This window comes from Massilia sp. LMS1-1-1.1 (assembly GCF_040815535.1).
GTDB classification, from domain to species: Bacteria; Pseudomonadota; Gammaproteobacteria; order Burkholderiales; family Burkholderiaceae_D; genus Janthinobacterium; species Janthinobacterium aestuarii.
This window is the reverse complement of the sequence record NZ_JBFPNG010000034.1, coordinates 285,927-301,744: the sequence shown is the minus strand read 5'-3', so window position 1 is coordinate 301,744 and position 15,818 is coordinate 285,927. Positions and strand designations below refer to the sequence as shown.

Genomic DNA, 15,818 nt, shown 5'->3' with positions numbered 1-15,818 from the left:
GTCAGACGGCGCCAGGCAGGTAGGGCGTCAATTGCGGATTGACGGGCGTGCCAGCCAGGCTGTTGGAGAAATTGCACAGGGTGGCCAGGCTGATGCCCAGCACGACTTCCAGCGCTTGCTGTTCGTTGTAGCCGGCGGCCAGGAAGGCTTGATATTCGCTGTCGGCCACGGCGCCGCGCGTGGCGATGACGGCCGTGGCGAAGGCGGCGACGGCGTCCAGCTTGGCGTCGTTCGTCGGCTGGCCGTGCTGCAGGGCGCGTACCGTGTCGGGCGTCTGGCCCGCTTTTTTCAGCGAGATGGCGCTATGGCCGGCGATGCAGAAATCGCAGCCATGGATGCGCGCGGCCGTGATTTGCACCACTTCGCGTTCCATTAACGTCAGGCTGGCGCGCGCATTGATGCCGGAGACGGTCAGATAGGTTTCCAGTGCCAGCGGGGCATTGGCCAGCACGCCGATCAGGTTGGGCAGGAAGCCATTGTTGGCGATGGCCTTTTCCACGAAGGGGCGGCTATCGGCCGGGGCGGTATCGAGAGTGTGCAGCGTCAGACGGGACATGGGGTACCTTGCTAAGTTAGTAAGTCACCCGGCCATTATATCGGCCATGCCGTGCACGCAACAGACGTCAGCGTCGTCCTTTTGTGCTCGTTCGTCTGCGATTGTGCGATCCTTGATTTCAGCTGGCGCTTAGCTGGTCAGCTGGCGCAATCGCTGGTCGCGCCGGTAGGCGCCCGGCTGCTCGCCCGTGACCCGCTTGAAGGCGCGCGTGAAGGCGGCGTGCGAGCGGTAGCCCACCAGTTCGGCCGCGCGTTCCACGGAGGCGCCGTCGTGCAGCCGGCGCGCGGCGATCTTCATGCGCAGCAGGAGCAGGAACTGGGCCGGCGAGTGGCCGCTGGCGCTGGCGAAATGCTTGCAGAAGCTGGCGCGCGACATGCACGCCGCCTTGGCCATGTTCTCGATCGACCAGTCGGCGGCGGGCGTGTCGAACATGCGTTCGAGCAGCGGCGAAAATGCGGGCTGGTGCAGCAGCGACAGCAGGCCGGCCGCCACCTGCTCGCCCTGGGCCACATGGCGGATCAGGTAAAAGAACAGCAGCTCGACCAGGCGCGCGATCAGCGGCGACGGCTGTTCCGGATCGCCGCCTGCTTCCGCCAGGATCAGGTCGAACAGGGCGGCGGCCGCGCTGAAGGCGGGCGCGTCGCCGCGTATCAGCAGATATGGCGGAAACGAGTCGACGATCAGCGCGGAGAGGGCGCCGCGAAATTGAAAGAAGCCGCAGGCCAGCGCCGTCGCCGGCTGCTCCGTGGGCGTTTGCAGCGGCAGCATCGCTTGCGCGCTGACCGCCTGCAGCGGGTCGCTGTGGGGGCTGAGAAAGTGCGGCAAGTCGCGCAGCAGGAAGACGCCGTCGCGCGGGCCGAGCGCGATCGGCGCCGCCCCGTCGAGGTGCAGATAGCAGTGGCCATCGAGCACCAGGTGAAAGCTGCCCAGTTCCCGGCCCGCCGTGGACGCGCGCCAGCGGCCGCAGTACTGGCCCACATGCAGGACGGCGGTGTCGAGTTCCAGGCTGCCGAGCAGCCAGCGCGCCAGTCTGTCGGTATCAGGATGCATGGGATGGCAAAAGCAAAAGCTCCATCATACGGGTCAGGCGCGGCATAGCCAACGACCGATTTCGACTAAGCATATGCGCGCCATGGTTGCTACTTAGCGTTTGCCGCTGTGCTGCTGGAACGTGGGGCAGTCGACCTGCAGCAGCGAGCGGTCTTCCAGGCACACGGCCGACAGTTTTCCGCCCCACACGCAGCCGCTATCGAGGCCGATCAGGTGCGGCCGCAATTGCAGTCCCAGCGCCGACCAGTGGCCGAAGACGATGGTGTCGCCGGCGCTGCGCCGGCCCGGCACGTCGAACCAGGGCAGCAGGCCGGAACCGGGCGGCGGGCTGCCGCTTTCCTTCATCTTGAAGTCCATCACGCCGTCCGGCGTGCAAAAGCGCAGCCGCGTCATGGCATTGACGATGCAGCGCAGCCGGTCGGCGCCCTGCAGGTCGTCGCGCCAGGCGGCCGGCTCGTTGCCGTACATGGTGCGCAGGAACGCCACCCAATCGTCGCTGCGCAGCATGGCAGATACTTCCTCGCTCAGGGACAGGGCCTGGGCCGCGCTCCATTGCGGCAGCAAGCCCGCATGCACGAGCACATGGCCATCGTGTTCCAGTGCCAGTGGCCGCTGGCGCAGCCAGTCGATCAATTCCGCGCGGTCGGGCGCATCGAGGATTTCAGCGAGCGTGTCGGACGCATGCTCGGGGCGGATGCCGTTGGCCACGGCCAGCAGGTGCAAGTCATGGTTGCCCAAGACGCTGTCGGCCAGGCCCTGCCGCGCCAGCGCGTGAATGTGGCGCAGGGTGGCCAGCGAGGCCGGGCCGCGATTGATCAAGTCGCCCGCGAACAGCAGGCGGTACGGACCATCCGCTGCCGCCTGGATCCGTTCGATCAGTTCGACGGTTTGGTCATGGCAGCCTTGCAGATCGCCGATAAAATAAGTTTTCATATGTGCCGGGGTGAAGTGGACTACGCGCCTGCATTATAAGCATGCAGGCCTTTGGCGTTGGGGCATTTCTGGCAAGTGCCCGATTGCACGCATGGCCGGCGGGAAGAAAAACACGGGCGCCGATTATTCCGCATGGGGAGTTGATTCTGCTGCATGTCACGCTGCCCCTATATCGGCAATAATCGGCCGGCATGCCACACAGGCATGCGGGAATGCCATGTTATTCATGGTTATTCATTTTCCATGTGTGCTTCCCGTATATTCTTCATTGAATCTTAATGTTGCTCCGCTAAATAAAGCGGTGAGCATAATGAAATTGACGATAGATTATGCAATGGTGCGCAAATGTTTATGCAATGTAGTATATTCCACGTGATTTTATTATTTAAATGAATATAAAGGATGTCCCAATGGATTTGTCTACGATGACGATGCTGGAATTGCGCAAACTGGAAGATAATGTCAAACAGGAATTGAACAGCCGCGAGCGCGAAGACTTGAACAAGGCGCGCGAACAGATCATGGCCATCGCGCAGCAGGCGGGCATTCCGCTGAAACAGCTGATACTCGATGGTTTGCACCCGCGCACGGGCAAAGTCGCTGTGCGTTACCGCCATCCTGACAATGCGACCGAACAATGGACAGGTCGTGGCCGCCAGCCGCTGTGGGTCAGGCAGTGGGTGGAATCGGGCAAGTCGATCGATCTGCTGCGCGTATAATTCGGTATGCTCTTGGCGCAGTAGCAAGCTGCCAGCCGCGCGCTGCACCTTGCCAGGAACCTTATTGACCCTACTTATACCGGCCACACCATGCTTCCATTGTCCCAAACGATCTTCAAGGCCTACGATATTCGCGGCATCATCGCTAAAACCCTCGATGCCAGCGTGGCGCACAAGATCGGCCAGGCATTTGGCCAGGCCGCCCTGGCCAAGGGCGAGCAGCGGGTCGTGATCGGCCGCGATGGCCGTTTGTCGGGACCGGAATTGACGGCGGCGCTGGCGCAGGGCTTGCAAGCGGCAGGCGTCGACGTGATCGACCTGGGCGTGGTGGCCACGCCGATGGTTTATTTCGGCACGAATGTGCTCGACACGCGCTCCGGCATCATGGTCACGGGCAGCCACAATCCACCTGACTACAATGGCTTCAAGATGGTGCTGGCCGGCGAAGCGATCCACGGCGAAGCGATCCAGGCGCTGTACCACAGCATCGTCGCGCACGACGGCAGCGCCAGCGCCAGGGACGTTGCCAATCCGGGCAGCTATGCCACGCACGATATCCGTGCCGCCTACCTCGAGCGCATCCTGGGCGACGTCAAGCTGGCGCGCCCGATCAAGATCGCCGTCGATTGCGGCAATGGCGTGGCCGGCGCGTTCGCGGGCGACCTGTTCCGCGGCATGGGCTGCGAAGTCATCGAACTGTTCTGCGAAGTCGATGGCAATTTCCCGAACCACCATCCGGACCCGGCGCATCCGGAAAACCTGCAAGACCTGATCCGCTGCCTGGCCGAGACGGATGCGGAAATCGGCATCGCCTTCGACGGCGACGGCGACCGCCTGGGCGTGGTCACCAAGGATGGCCAGATCATCTACCCTGACCGCCAGATGATGCTGTTTGCCGCCGACGTGCTGACCCGCCACCCTGGCGCGCAGATTTTGTACGACGTGAAATGCACGCGCCACCTGGCGCCGTGGATCAGCAAGCATGGCGGCGTGCCGCTGATGTACAAGACGGGCCACTCGCTGGTGAAAGCCAAGCTGCGCGAGACGGGGGCGCCGCTGGGCGGCGAAATGAGCGGCCATATCTTCTTCAAGGACCGCTGGTACGGTTTCGACGACGGCATGTACTCGGCCGCGCGCCTGCTGGAAATCCTCACGCGCGAAGCCGACCCTTCGGCTTTGCTGAACTCCCTGCCGCAGTCCGACAGCACGCCGGAACTGCACTTGGAACTGAAGGAAGGCGAGAACGTCGCGCTGATGGACATGCTGCGCCGCGACGCCGTCTTCCCCGGCAATGAACAGATCATCACCATCGACGGCTTGCGCGTGGAATACGCGGACGGTTTCGGCCTGGCCCGCTCGTCGAACACCACGCCGGTGATCGTCATGCGCTTCGAAGCGGAAACGCCGGCAGCCCTGGCGCGCATCCAGGGGCAGTTCAAGAGCGTGATCCTGGCCGCCAAACCTGACGCCGTACTGCCGTTCTGACAGCATGGCCGCTCAACCTGGCGCACAGGCGCCCTTGAAAATCCTGCTGGTGCGCGTGTCTTCGCTGGGCGACGTGCTGCATAACCTGCCGATGGTGGCGGACATCGCCCGCCATTTCCCGAACGCGACCATCGACTGGGTGGTCGAAGAGGGCTACACCAGCCTGGTGCGCCTGAACCCGCGTGTCAATACCATCTTCCCGTTCGCGCTGCGGCGCTGGCGCAAGAGCCTGGGCAAGAAAGAGACGCGCGCGGAAATCGCCGCCTTCTTCCGCAGCCTGCGCCAGACGCACTACGATTATGTGTTCGATACCCAGGGTTTGCTCAAGACGGGCATCATCATGGGCGCCGCGCGCCTGGCGCCGGGCGGACAGAAGGTCGGCCTGGCCAATGGCAGCGAAGGCTCGGGCTACGAAGGCATATCGCGCATTTTTCACACGAAAAGCATTCCGCTCGATCCGCGCACGCATGCGGTAGCGCGCGGCCGCCTGGTGGCCGCCGCGGCGCTCGGCTACACGGCCGACACGCCGGCCGATTTCGGCTTGCCGGAAGTGCCAAGCAGCGAGCCGCGCCCGGACTGGATGGGGGCAGCACCCTACTGCGTGTATTTCCACGGTACGGCGCGCGACGCCAAGAAATGGGCGCCGGAAAACTGGATCGCCCTGGGCCAGGCGCTCGCACCGATGCCGATTTTGCTGCCCTGGGGTTCGCCCAAGGAAAAGGCGGAAGCGGAACAACTGGCGGCCGGATTACCGAACGCGCGCGTGCTGCCGAAGCTGTCGATGGGCGACGCCACCCTGCTGGCGCGCCACGCGGCGCTGGTGGTCGGCGTCGACACGGGTCTGACGCACATCGCGGCCGCCTTTGTGCGCCCGACGGTGGAAGTCTATGCCGATTCGCCGCTGTGGAAAACGGAAGGCAACTGGTCGCCGAAAATCATCAACCTGGGCGATAAAGGCGCGCCGCCCGGCGTGCCGGAAGTGCTGGCCGCGGCACGGCGCCTGCTGGCAGACTATCCTCCCGCCTGACTTTAACATTCAATCATCATGCGACTTCTTTATACCCTTGCCTGGTGGCTGGCCTTGCCCCTGGTGCTGGCGCGGCTGTGGCTGCGCGGACGCCAGGAACCCGGCTACCGCCAGCACTGGGGCGAGCGCCTGGGCTTTTACGGGCGCCAGCCGGCGTCTGCTACAAACACCATCTGGCTGCACGCCGTCTCCGTCGGCGAAACGCGCGCGGCCGAGCCGCTGATCGATGCGCTGCTGGCCGCCTGGCCCGCGTGCCGCATCGTTCTCACGCACATGACGCCGACGGGGCGCGCGACAGGAAAATCCCTGTTCGCCAAACACGGCGCGCGCCTCGTGCAAAGTTATCTGCCCTACGACACGGGCGCCATGCCGGCCCGTTTCATCCGCCATTTCGCGCCGCGCATCTGCATCCTGATGGAGACGGAAGTGTGGCCGAATCTGATCCACCAATGCAATCGCTACAAAGTGCCCGTGGTGCTGGCCAATGCGCGCCTGTCGCAGCGCTCGCTGGGCAAGGCGCAGCGCCTGGGCAAGCTGATTGCCGATGCGGCGCGCGGCATCACCCTGGTGGCGGCGCAGACGCAGGACGACGCCGATCGCGTGCGCCAGCTGGGCGTGCAGGACGTCGTCGTCACGGGCAGCATCAAGTTCGACGTCGTCGTGCCCGAGGCGGCACTGGCGACGGGCACCTGGCTGCGCAACGCCATCGGCCAGCGTCCCGTGCTGCTGTGCGCCAGCACGCGCGAAGGGGAAGAGCAGTTGATCCTCGATGCGTATATTCGTGCCAGCTTGCCGGCGAATGCGCTGCTGCTGATCGTGCCGCGCCATCCGCAGCGTTTCGACGAGGTGGAAAAATTGATCGCGGCGCAGGGCCTGACAGTGCAGCGCAGGTCCGGCCTGGCGCAGGATGCAGCCGTTGCTGTGGGCACGCAAGTGCTGCTGGGCGATTCGATGGGCGAGATGTTTGCGTATTACGCGGCCTGCGATTGTGCTTTCGTCGGCGGCAGCCTGCTGCCGCTGGGCGGGCAAAACCTGATCGAGCCCGCGGCCTTGGGCAAACCCGTGCTGATCGGCCCCCACACCTTCAATTTCGCGCTGGTGACCGAGCAGGCGATCGCCGCCGGCGGCGCCACGCTGGTGGCGGATGCCGATGCGCTGATGGCGCAGGCATCGGCCTTGCTGCAGGATCCGGCGCGTTTATCTTCCATGGGAGAGCGGGCGCTGGCGTTTGCCAACCAGCAGCGGGGGGCCACGCCGCGCACTATCGCGGCCATCAAGCCTTTGCTGCCGTGATGGGCACGCGGCCAACAATGGCGTCGGATTACGCGCGCTGCGCTAATCCGACCTACGTGACTGTAGGTCGGATTAGCTCGTAGAGCGTAATCCGACAGGCGCCTACGTAAACAGCACAGGCAGCTCTTGCGAGCGCTTTCTGAGCGCTTGCTTGGCGCCATCGTAATCGGGATAAATCGATTCCACGGTGGCCCAGAAGCGGGGGCTGTGGTTCATTTCCAGCAGGTGCGACAGCTCGTGTGCCACCACGTAGTCGATCAGTGGCAGGGCGAAGTGGATCAGGCGCCAGTTCAGGCGGATCTTGCGCTCGATGGTGCAGCTGCCCCAGCGTGTGCCGGCCGACGACAGGGATAATGAATCGTAGCGCACGCCCAGCTTGTCCGCATATACGTTCAGGCGCGCCTCGAACAGCTGGCGCGCTTCGTGCTGGAACCAGCCTTTCACTTTTTCCTTCAATTGCTGTTCGCTGCCCGTGGGCGTGACCCATACGTGCAGCTCATTCGTCTCGCGCTGGAAGCTGGCGCGGTGGCGCGGCGCCTGGTGCAACCGCAAGGTGATCTCGCCACCGAGGTAGGGCAGCACGGCGCCATCGACCCAGGCCACGGGCGGGCGCTGCTGGCGCTGCACCTTGCGCTCGCCCCGTTCCAGCAGCTTCGAGACGATCCAGCTTTGCTTGGCGCGGATGGCGTTGTCGATTTCGGCCAGGGTGACGCGCTTGGGGGCCGTCACGCGCAAGCCGTTATCGTCGATCATGAAGCCGATGGAACGGCGCGTGGAGCGGCGCAGCGCGAATTCAACGAGGTGGCTGCCCAGCTGCAGCTGGCGCAATGGCGGGCCATCGGCGCTGCGTGGCGGGGAAGGCAGGGGAGGCGGGGCGGGACGAACGATGGGCGGCGCGGGCGCCACTACCGGTGGCGCCACGGGCGGCGCTGGCGGTGCCGTGGGGCGCACCGCCGGGGGCGTGCTGGTCGAGACGTCATGCGCGAACAAATCCAGTTGCTGGTCGCCGACCTTGATGGTCTTCATCTGCTGGCGCAGCGTCGGCTCCTGGATGACCGCGCTGATGCCGTCTAGCCAGCGTTGTAGGCGTGAGGCGAAATGACGCGCATTTCTGATTCTATCCAATTTTCCACCTGTTGCATCATGCTGTCCGGGGTTTGCCCTTCCGGCGAAATCGGTTTGCCTATCGAGACGGTGATCAGTCCCGGGCGTTTGAGGAATGACTGCTTGGGCCAGCACTCGCCTGAATTGTGCGCAATCGGCACCACCACGGCGCCCGTTGCAATGGCCAGGCGCGTGCCGCCGCTTTTGTACTTGCCCGCCTGGCCCACGGGAATGCGGGTCCCTTCAGGGAACATGATAATCCATTGGCCATCGGCCAGCCGGCGCTTGCCATGCGCGACGACGCTCTTGAACGCATGCTTGCCCTGTTTGCGGTCGATGGGGATCATGCGCAGCAGCGCCATGGCCCAGCCGAAAAAGGGGATGTACAAAATCTCCTTCTTGAACACATACACGAGCGGGCGTGGCAGGCTGGGAAGCAAGAAGATGGTTTCCCATGCCGACTGGTGTTTCGACAGCACGATGGCCGGCGCGTCGGGGAAGTTCTCGGCGCCCTTGACTTCATAGCGGATGCCGCAAATGACCTTGGCACACCACAGGATAAACACGTTCCAGCGCGAGGTGACCCAATAGCGCTTGTTGTAGCTCAATGGCGCGGCAAAAAAGCACACGCAGGCCCAGACGATGGTGGCCACGATCATGATGATCATGAACAGCAGTGATCGCAGGAACAGGGAAATATTACGCAATGCGGTTCTCCGAAAATTAGATACTCAATGCTACGGTGGGCGCCGGTGCCGCTGGCGCCTTGAGCAGGTGGCTGACGACGGCCGCCAGGTCGGGGAAGACCTGGGTGCCGGGGGGCAGGCCACCCGTCTCGTTGGTTTTTTCGCCCTTGCCCGTCAATACCAGGTAGGGCACGCAGCCGCTGATGAAACCGGCCTGCAGGTCGCGCAGGGAATCGCCGACCGTGGGCACGCCTTTCAGGCTGGTGTTGTAGCGCTGCGAGATTTCATGGAACATGCCCGGTTTCGGCTTGCGGCAGTCGCAATTGTCCGCGCCCGCGTGCGGGCAAAAGAAGATGGCGTCGATATCGGCACCGACCTGCTGCGCCAGCGTGTGCATCTTCTGGTGGATCGCGTTCAGCACCGTCATGTCGAAGTATTCGCGCGCGATGCCCGACTGGTTCGAGGCGATGACGACGCGATAGCCGGCCTGGTTCAGGCGGGCGATCGCTTCGAGCGAGCCGGGGATCGGCAGCCATTCGGCCGGCGACTTGATGAAGTCCGGCGAGTCATGATTAATGACGCCGTCGCGGTCGAGAATAATCAGTTTCAGCGCCGGAGTACCCATTATGCCGCCAGCTTGGAAATGTCGGCCACGCGGTTCATCATGCCGTGCAGGGACGACAGCAAGGCCAGGCGGTTGTTGCGCAGGGCGACATCCTCGGCCATCACCATCACGTCGTTGAAGAAGCCATCGACGTCGTCGCGCAGCTGCGCCAGGGTTTGCAGCGTGCTGGTGAAGTCGCCCTTGGCAAAGGCCGCGTCGACTTCCGGCTGCACGCGCGAGACGGCGGCGGCCAGTTTTTTCTCCGCTTCGTCCTGCAGCAGCGCCACGTTGACGCCGCCGGCGGCAACCTGGCTCACGGCTTCCTCGTTCTTTTTCAGGATGTTCGTGATGCGCTTGTTGGCGGCCGCCAGCGAGGCGCTTTCCGGCAGGGCGGCAAATGCCTGTACGGCTTCCAGGCGCTGCACGATGTCGTCCAGGCGGTCCGGATTCTGTGCCACGACGGCTTCGATTTCATTCGGCGAGAAGCCGCGCTCGCGCAGGATGCCACGCAGGCGGTCCAGCATGAAGGTGGTCACATCCGCGACCGGGTCCTTGAAGCCGGGCACCGCTGCGAACTGCGCTGCCGCATCCGCCAGCAAGCCCTGGATCGACAATGGCAAACGTTTTTCCAGCAGCATGCGCAGCACGCCCAGCGCGTGGCGGCGCAGCGCGAACGGGTCCTTGTCGCCCGTGGGCGCCAGGCCGATGGCCCAGATGCCGACCAGGGTTTCCAGCTTGTCGGCCAGGGCCACGGCGGTGCCGGTGGCGGTGGACGGCAGGCTGTCGCCGGCAAAGCGCGGCTGGTAGTGTTCGGAGGCGGCCAAGGCCACTTCTTCCGGTTCGCCGTCATGGCGCGCGTAGTACGTGCCCATGATGCCTTGCAGTTCGGGGAATTCGCCGACCATGTCGGTCAGCAGATCGGCCTTGGCCAGCAGGGCGCCGCGTTCGGCCAGGGCCACGTCGTACTGCAGCTTGGCGGCGATGGCGCCGGCCAGCGACTTGACGCGCTCTGTGCGTGCCGCTTGCGTGCCCAGCTTGTTGTGGTAGACGACGTTGGCCAGCAGCGGCAGGCGCGATGCCAGGGTCTTCTTCTTGTCCTGCTCGAAGAAGAACTTGGCGTCAGACAGGCGCGGACGCACGACGCGCTCGTTGCCGCCGATGATGTGCTCGGGCGTGTCCGTCTCGATGTTCGAGACGATCAGGAAGCGCGAGCGCAGCTTGCCTTCGCTATCGGTCAGCGCGAAATACTTCTGGTTCGTCTGCATGGTGAGGATCAGGCATTCCTGCGGCACGGCCAGGAATTCTTCCTCGAAGTGGCATTCATACACGACCGGCCATTCGACCAGGGCCGTCACTTCATCGAGCAGCGCTTCGGGCATCAGCACCTGGTCGGCACCGGCCTTGTCCAGCAGCTGGGCGCGGATGCGTTCCTTGCGTTCCTCGTTGCTGGCAATGACGCTGGCGTTGAGGATCAGCGATGGCGCATAGTTTTCCGCGTGCGCGATGGCGATCGGTTCGCCGTCGGTCAGGAAGCGGTGGCCCAGGGTGCTGCGGCCGGCCGTGAGGCCCAGCAGGGTCAGGGGCAGGATATTGATGCCGTGCAGGGCGATCAGGCTGTGGGCAGGGCGCACGAATTGCACGGTGGTGCCGTCCGGGCGCTGATAGCTCATCAGCTTTGGAATCGGCAGCTTGGCGGCCGATTCGGTCAACGCCGCTTGCGCGCCGGCGGCGAGCTGGCTGCCTGGCGCCGTGTAGGTGTAGAAGAAGCTTTCAGCCTTGCCGTCGACGGCACGTTCCAGGTCGGCTACCGTCAGATCGGGGAAGCCCAGCGCGGCCAGTTTCTTGGCCAGCGGCGGCGTGCCGTTGCCGTTCGCGTCCAGCGCCACGGAGACGGGCAGGACTTTTTCGCGGATCGACTTATCGGGCGAGACTTCGCGCACGTTGGTGATGGAGACGGCCAGGCGGCGCGGCGAGGCGTAGCTGGTGGCGACGCTGTCGGCTTCGAGGAAGTCGCGTGATTTCAGGCCGTTGACGATGCCGGCCGTGAAGGCGGCGCCCAGTTTGGCCAGCGCTTTCGGCGGCAGTTCTTCGGTCAGCAGTTCGATGAGCAGTGTTTGGTTCATGGTGTTCTTGTCAGGTACGGCGGTGTAGAGGCTCGAATTAGGCGGCGGCTTGGTCTGCGGCGGGCAGCATCGGGAAACCGAGGCGTTCGCGCGAGTCGTAATACGCTTGTGCCACCAGGCGCGACAGGGTACGCACGCGGCCGATGTAGGCGGCGCGTTCCGTCACCGAGATGGCGCCGCGCGCATCGAGCATATTGAAGCTGTGCGAGGCCTTCATGATCTTTTCGTAGGCGGGCAGGGTCAGTTGCAGCTCGATCAAACGCTTCGCTTCCGCTTCATAGTTGCCGAACTGTTCGAACAGCAGGTCCGTATTCGCGTGCTCGAAGTTGTAGGTCGATTGCTCCACCTCGTTCTGGTGGAAGACGTCGCCGTAGGTCAGTTTTTTTGTGGTACCGTTTTCTTCCCACTCGGTCCACACCAGGTCATACACGTTTTCCACGCCTTGCAGATACATGGCCAGGCGTTCGATGCCGTAGGTGATCTCGCCCAGCACGGGCTTGCAATCGAGGCCACCCACTTGCTGGAAGTAGGTAAATTGGGTCACTTCCATGCCGTTCAGCCAGACTTCCCAGCCCAGGCCCCAGGCGCCCAGGGTCGGGCTTTCCCAGTCGTCTTCGACGAAGCGCACGTCATTCTGTTCCAAGTCCAGGCCCAGCGCGGCCAGCGAACCCAGATACAGGTCGAGGATGTTTTCCGGCGCCGGCTTCAACACCACCTGATACTGGTAGTAATGCTGCATGCGGTTCGGATTTTCGCCATAGCGGCCATCTTTCGGGCGGCGCGACGGCTGCACATACGCGGCGCGCCAAGGTTCCGGGCCGATCGCGCGCAGGAAGGTGCCGGTGTGGAAAGTGCCGGCGCCGACTTCCATGTCGTAAGGCTGGAGCAGGGCGCAACCTTGCTTGTCCCAATAGGTTTGCAAGGTCAGGATAATTTGTTGAAATGTGAGCATCGTATGAGTTCGCCGCGCGGGAGGCTGCGCTTTGTTAAGGTTTGCTTGAAGCCCGGACGCATGCTTGGCAGCGCGTCCGGGCCGGGGTTTTGCTAATTTTAGCGGTTTTTACGGGCCCACTGTGACTCTTCGGGCAATATCGGCCGCTTATTGCTGCGCGGCGCGGCCACGGCGGGCGGCGCGCGACAGCAGGAAGGCTGTCAGCAGGGCCAGCGCGGCCAGGGCCAGCACCAGTTTATTGCCGTACAGAATGTATGGCGTCATGCCGCCCATGCCTTGCACCTTGGCCGCCAGGGTCGCTTGCTGTTCCGGTGGCAGCAGGCTTTGCACTACGCCCTTGCCGTCGATGACGGCGGTGGCGCCCGTGTTCGTCGAGCGCAGCATGGGGCGGCCCGTTTCCAGGCTGCGCATCTGCGAAATCTGCAGATGCTGCGGGATGGCGATCGAGTCGCCAAACCAGGCCAGATTCGAGATATTGAGCAGCACGGACGCCGACTGCTTGCCATGGCGGTGGGCGCTGGCCAGCTGGCCGGCGATTTCTTCGCCAAACAAGTCTTCGTAGCAGATATTCGGCAGCACCAGCTGGTCGCGCACGGGCAAAGGCGCTTGTACTTCCGCGCCGCGGCCCATGTCGCCCAGCGGGATGGCCATCATGGCGACAAACCAGTGCAGGCCGGGCGGCACGAATTCGCCGAATGGCACCAGATGGTGCTTGCGATACTGGTAGTAGGGGCCCGGCGTGCCGTTGGGCGTGATCCCCACGGCCGCATTGTAGAAGCGCTGCTGTTCGTCGAGCACGGGCATGCCAACCAAAATCGTGCTGCCCGTCTGCTGCGCATAGGTGCCCAGGCTATCCAGATAGCCTGGCGGCAGCTGGTGCGGCAGCACGGTAACGGCTGTTTCCGGCGTGGCGATCAGGTCGGCCGGCGCGCTGGTGATGGCGCTCTGGTACATCTGCAGGGCGCCCAGCACGAAGCCGGGGTCGAATTTCTGCTGCTGCGGCACGTTCCCCTGCAGCAGGCGCACGGTGATCGGGCGTCCGACAGGGTGGGTCCACGCCACATACTGCAAGCCGATGCCGGCCGCGTACAGCGCGATGACGCCGCCCAGCGCAAACCAGCGCGTGCGGTGCGTGAGCAAGAGCAGGGCGCCGGCCGACAGCGCCGCCAGCCAGCCCAGGCCATACGAGCCGATGATGGGGGCAAAGCCGCCCAGCGGGCTGGTATTGTGGGCGTAGCCGGTGGCCAGCCACGGGAAACCCGTAAACAGCCAGCCGCGCGTCCATTCGAACAGGGTCCACGTGGCGGGCAATACCAGCAAGGTCATGGCGGGCAGGGACAGCACCCAGCGCTGGCGCAGCCAGGCGGCCGCGCCCATGGCCATGGCCACGTAAATGGCCATCAGGAGGGCCAGCAGGGCCACGGCGATGGCGGCGATCGGCGCTGCCATGTCGCCATAGCGGTGCATGGAAATATACAGCCAGTGCGTGCCGGCCGCGCACCAGCCGAAGCCGTAGGCCCAGCCGATCAGCGCGCCGGCCTTGACGTTCGATGCGCGCAGCACCTGGTAGAACAGCACGCCCAGGCTGAGGATTTGCAGCGGCCAGTAGCCGAAAGGGGCGAACGCCAGCACCGCGACGGCGCCGGCGATGGCGGCAGTCAGCATGCGCGCCCACGTGCTGCGGGGCGGTTTGGCGGGGGCGTTGGGGTCGGCGCGTCTGAAACGCATTTACAGCACGCGCATGTCAGAGTTCCAGTTCCGGCACGTTGGGCAGGCGCTCGACGAGCAGCACGTGCACCTGGCGCGCATCGGCGCGCAGTACCTCGAAGCGCAGATTGCCCAAGTCGAAAATATCGCCCTTGTGCGCCATGCGGCCCAGATACTTCGACACGAGGCCGCCGATGGTGTCGACGTCGTCGTCGACCAGGTGGCTGCCCACTTCTTCGTTGAACTGTTCGATCTCGGTCAGCGCCTTGACACGCCAGCGGGGGCCGAACTGGCCTTCCTTGAGCGACAGGATATTGTCCTCGGCTTCGTCGAAGTCGTATTCGTCCTCGATGTCGCCGACGATCTGTTCCAGCACGTCTTCGATGGTGATCAGGCCGGCGACGCCGCTGTATTCATCGACGACGATGGCCATGTGATTGTGGTTGGCGCGGAAATCGCGCAGCAGCACATTCAGGCGTTTCGATTCGGGGATGAAGATGGCGGGGCGCAGCATGTCGCGCACGTCGAAAGTTTCTTCTGCGTAATAACGCAGCAAGTCTTTCGCCAGCAGGATGCCGATGACCTTGTCGCGCTCGCCTTCGATCGCGGGGAAGCGCGAGTGGGCGGTCGACAGGACTTCCGGCATCCATTCCTCGATCGGCTTGCTGATGTCGATGACATCCATTTGCGAACGGGGAATCATGATGTCGCGCGCGCAGAGATCCGATACCTGGAACACGCCTTCGATCATCGACAGGGCGTCGGCGTCGATCAGCTTGCGTTCATGCGCATCGTGTAGAACTTCGAGCAATTCTGCACGGTTCTCTGGCTCGGGGGAAATGAGTGCGGTCAGGCGTTCAAACAGTGACCGGTGGGGCTTGACGTCAGTTCTGACGCCACTAGGGTGCTCGGGCATAGGAGGCGTGAGCCGTTGTTGCGAAGGGATATAGGATACACCAAAAGTGGGGCCATACCGGATTTCCCCGCTTTTGATGCAAATTTAATACGTTGAAGTGCGCCGTTGCGCGATGTTTTACGCCGCTTCCTGGCCCAGCACGCGTGTGCGCAAGGCCGCCACGTCGGCCTGCCAGTCGGCGAAATGCTCGCTGTCCTGCCACAGCTGGCGCAGTTCCGACGATTCGGCCGTGATGCGCTCGAAGGCCAGGCGCGCTTTTTCCAGCAGCGGCGGCGTGACTTTCTTCTTGCAGGCGGCCACCCATTCGTCTACTTCCGCGGTGGCCGGGTCGTCCTCGCCTGGCTGGCCCTGCAGGCGCGCGATCACTTCCAGCGCGGCCAGCGCTTCGGCGGCGAACGGCGCTTCCAGTTCCGCTTCCTGGCTGTCGATGACGTTGTCGAGCGTCGTCTCGACCAGTTCCAAGGTTTTATATTCGTGCAAATCCTGCGCCCAATCCATGGCGTAGTCGTTGCCGAAGGCGTCGGTGGCCCAAGTGCCCATAGTGTGTCCTTGTTGCGTGTGTGGTTGATGGTGCTATTGTGGCACGCAGGTCAGACGTTGCGGTGCTCCGGTTAAGTTGTTGGGTGTTGTCGGGTTACGCCCTGCGGGCTAACCCGACCTACC

The 15,818-nt window shown here is 63.9% G+C and carries 15 protein-coding genes; 4 read left to right on the top strand and 11 right to left on the bottom strand.

Going from position 1 to position 15,818, the window contains the following annotated elements:
- Nucleotide 1: 1 nt before the first annotated feature.
- The 3 genes from MRBLMS1_RS20165 to MRBLMS1_RS20155 form a co-directional block, all read right to left on the bottom strand.
- Nucleotides 2-556, bottom strand: a complete 555-nt coding sequence (locus MRBLMS1_RS20165) for a carboxymuconolactone decarboxylase family protein (RefSeq protein WP_485881424.1) — start codon at nucleotides 554-556, stop codon at nucleotides 2-4.
- A 129-nt stretch (nucleotides 557-685) separates the two neighbouring features.
- The gene (locus tag MRBLMS1_RS20160) at nucleotides 686-1,606 is read right to left on the bottom strand and encodes an AraC family transcriptional regulator (RefSeq protein ID WP_485881422.1); all 921 of its coding nucleotides are present in this window, start codon (nucleotides 1,604-1,606) and stop codon (nucleotides 686-688) included.
- A 93-nt stretch (nucleotides 1,607-1,699) separates the two neighbouring features.
- The gene (locus MRBLMS1_RS20155; RefSeq protein WP_485881420.1) at nucleotides 1,700-2,539 is read right to left on the bottom strand and encodes a symmetrical bis(5'-nucleosyl)-tetraphosphatase; all 840 of its coding nucleotides are present in this window, start codon (nucleotides 2,537-2,539) and stop codon (nucleotides 1,700-1,702) included.
- 410 nt (nucleotides 2,540-2,949) lie between these two features.
- Between MRBLMS1_RS20155 and MRBLMS1_RS20150 the strand changes: the two genes are divergently transcribed.
- From MRBLMS1_RS20150 to waaA, 4 genes are all read left to right on the top strand, one after another.
- On the top strand, nucleotides 2,950-3,258 hold the full coding sequence (locus MRBLMS1_RS20150) for an H-NS histone family protein (protein WP_077408468.1): 309 nt from the start codon (nucleotides 2,950-2,952) through the stop codon (nucleotides 3,256-3,258).
- A gap of 90 nt (nucleotides 3,259-3,348) precedes the next feature.
- Nucleotides 3,349-4,743 (top strand): phosphomannomutase/phosphoglucomutase, encoded by a 1,395-nt coding sequence (locus tag MRBLMS1_RS20145; RefSeq protein WP_485881417.1) that lies wholly within the window; start codon nucleotides 3,349-3,351, stop codon nucleotides 4,741-4,743.
- A gap of 4 nt (nucleotides 4,744-4,747) precedes the next feature.
- A complete protein-coding gene (waaC, locus tag MRBLMS1_RS20140; protein WP_485881416.1) occupies nucleotides 4,748-5,770 on the top strand; it encodes a lipopolysaccharide heptosyltransferase I in 1,023 nt (340 codons plus the stop codon).
- Between the two features lie 18 nt (nucleotides 5,771-5,788).
- The gene (gene waaA, locus MRBLMS1_RS20135; RefSeq protein WP_485881415.1) at nucleotides 5,789-7,063 is read left to right on the top strand and encodes a lipid IV(A) 3-deoxy-D-manno-octulosonic acid transferase; all 1,275 of its coding nucleotides are present in this window, start codon (nucleotides 5,789-5,791) and stop codon (nucleotides 7,061-7,063) included.
- Between the two features lie 102 nt (nucleotides 7,064-7,165).
- On the opposite strand, the gene MRBLMS1_RS20130 is transcribed toward waaA, so the two are convergent.
- The 8 genes from MRBLMS1_RS20130 to MRBLMS1_RS20095 form a co-directional block, all read right to left on the bottom strand.
- Nucleotides 7,166-8,089, bottom strand: a complete 924-nt coding sequence (locus tag MRBLMS1_RS20130) for a M48 family metallopeptidase (RefSeq protein ID WP_485881874.1) — start codon at nucleotides 8,087-8,089, stop codon at nucleotides 7,166-7,168.
- Between the two features lie 44 nt (nucleotides 8,090-8,133).
- A complete protein-coding gene (locus MRBLMS1_RS20125) occupies nucleotides 8,134-8,874 on the bottom strand; it encodes a lysophospholipid acyltransferase family protein (protein ID WP_034746739.1) in 741 nt (246 codons plus the stop codon).
- Between the two features lie 16 nt (nucleotides 8,875-8,890).
- On the bottom strand, nucleotides 8,891-9,478 hold the full coding sequence (gmhB, locus tag MRBLMS1_RS20120; protein ID WP_152253092.1) for a D-glycero-beta-D-manno-heptose 1,7-bisphosphate 7-phosphatase: 588 nt from the start codon (nucleotides 9,476-9,478) through the stop codon (nucleotides 8,891-8,893).
- Nucleotides 9,478-11,580, bottom strand: a complete 2,103-nt coding sequence (glyS, locus tag MRBLMS1_RS20115) for a glycine--tRNA ligase subunit beta (RefSeq protein WP_485881413.1) — start codon at nucleotides 11,578-11,580, stop codon at nucleotides 9,478-9,480. The genes gmhB and glyS overlap by 1 nt, the downstream gene beginning before the upstream one ends.
- A 37-nt stretch (nucleotides 11,581-11,617) precedes the next feature.
- Nucleotides 11,618-12,532, bottom strand: a complete 915-nt coding sequence (glyQ, locus tag MRBLMS1_RS20110) for a glycine--tRNA ligase subunit alpha (protein WP_485881411.1) — start codon at nucleotides 12,530-12,532, stop codon at nucleotides 11,618-11,620.
- 147 nt (nucleotides 12,533-12,679) lie between these two features.
- Nucleotides 12,680-14,260 carry an apolipoprotein N-acyltransferase gene (gene lnt, locus MRBLMS1_RS20105; protein ID WP_223278941.1) on the bottom strand — a complete coding sequence of 527 codons (1,581 nt, stop codon included), beginning with the start codon at nucleotides 14,258-14,260 and terminating at the stop codon, nucleotides 12,680-12,682.
- A gap of 16 nt (nucleotides 14,261-14,276) precedes the next feature.
- Complete coding sequence (locus MRBLMS1_RS20100; protein ID WP_034746750.1) at nucleotides 14,277-15,155, bottom strand: CorC family transporter; 879 nt, start codon at nucleotides 15,153-15,155, stop codon at nucleotides 14,277-14,279.
- 117 nt (nucleotides 15,156-15,272) lie between these two features.
- Nucleotides 15,273-15,695, bottom strand: coding sequence for a DUF4259 domain-containing protein (locus tag MRBLMS1_RS20095; RefSeq protein WP_485881408.1), 423 nt, complete (start codon nucleotides 15,693-15,695; stop codon nucleotides 15,273-15,275).
- Nucleotides 15,696-15,818 lie beyond the last annotated feature (123 nt).

Excerpts from the sequence above, each read along its gene's own strand:
- MRBLMS1_RS20160 (WP_485881422.1), bottom strand. The coding sequence starts at position 1,606 with ATGCATCCTGATACCGACAGACTGGCGCGCTGGCTGCTCGGCAGCCTG.
- glyQ (WP_485881411.1), bottom strand. The coding sequence starts at position 12,532 with ATGCTCACATTTCAACAAATTATCCTGACCTTGCAAACCTATTGGGAC.
- MRBLMS1_RS20165 (WP_485881424.1), bottom strand. The coding sequence starts at position 556 with ATGTCCCGTCTGACGCTGCACACTCTCGATACCGCCCCGGCCGATAGC.
- waaC (WP_485881416.1), top strand. The coding sequence starts at position 4,748 with ATGGCCGCTCAACCTGGCGCACAGGCGCCCTTGAAAATCCTGCTGGTG.
- MRBLMS1_RS20095 (WP_485881408.1), bottom strand. The coding sequence starts at position 15,695 with ATGGGCACTTGGGCCACCGACGCCTTCGGCAACGACTACGCCATGGAT.
- glyS (WP_485881413.1), bottom strand. The coding sequence starts at position 11,580 with ATGAACCAAACACTGCTCATCGAACTGCTGACCGAAGAACTGCCGCCG.
- MRBLMS1_RS20100 (WP_034746750.1), bottom strand. The coding sequence starts at position 15,155 with ATGCCCGAGCACCCTAGTGGCGTCAGAACTGACGTCAAGCCCCACCGG.
- waaA (WP_485881415.1), top strand. The coding sequence starts at position 5,789 with ATGCGACTTCTTTATACCCTTGCCTGGTGGCTGGCCTTGCCCCTGGTG.
- gmhB (WP_152253092.1), bottom strand. The coding sequence starts at position 9,478 with ATGGGTACTCCGGCGCTGAAACTGATTATTCTCGACCGCGACGGCGTC.
- MRBLMS1_RS20130 (WP_485881874.1), bottom strand. The coding sequence starts at position 8,089 with ATGAAGACCATCAAGGTCGGCGACCAGCAACTGGATTTGTTCGCGCAT.
- MRBLMS1_RS20145 (WP_485881417.1), top strand. The coding sequence starts at position 3,349 with ATGCTTCCATTGTCCCAAACGATCTTCAAGGCCTACGATATTCGCGGC.
- lnt (WP_223278941.1), bottom strand. The coding sequence starts at position 14,260 with ATGCGTTTCAGACGCGCCGACCCCAACGCCCCCGCCAAACCGCCCCGC.
- MRBLMS1_RS20155 (WP_485881420.1), bottom strand. The coding sequence starts at position 2,539 with ATGAAAACTTATTTTATCGGCGATCTGCAAGGCTGCCATGACCAAACC.
- MRBLMS1_RS20150 (WP_077408468.1), top strand. The coding sequence starts at position 2,950 with ATGGATTTGTCTACGATGACGATGCTGGAATTGCGCAAACTGGAAGAT.